At 64.3% G+C, this 249-nt stretch carries 1 protein-coding gene; it reads right to left on the reverse strand.

Translation table 11 applies throughout. From position 1 onward, the window contains the following. Window positions 1-192 (reverse strand): hypothetical protein (locus tag ACEN88_RS35930; protein WP_413347158.1); only part of this gene is annotated, 192 nt, incomplete at its 3' end. Window positions 193-249 lie beyond the last annotated feature (57 nt).

Below are 249 nucleotides of genomic sequence, written 5' to 3' on the forward strand. Positions count from 1 at the left end.
GCTGATGCCGATCGCGAAGAAGTACCAGAGCGGTGCCTGTCCGCCTCCGCCGTACTTCGGCTCGTCGGTGGGGATCATTGCGTAGATGAGGATCGAGATCAGCGTCGCGGCGCCCAGCACGATCAGCGGCACCCAGATGAAGGTCTGCCGGTTGATCAGCTGCAGACGGACGACGTTCAGTGTGCGTCGCATCAGCGCACCTCCTCCTTCGCGGCGGCATCTCGGGTCTTGGACTGCGCCTCGGCCTTC

The organism is Massilia sp. CT11-108 (assembly GCF_047302915.1).
GTDB lineage: Bacteria > Pseudomonadota > Gammaproteobacteria > Burkholderiales > Burkholderiaceae_D > Telluria > Telluria orientalis.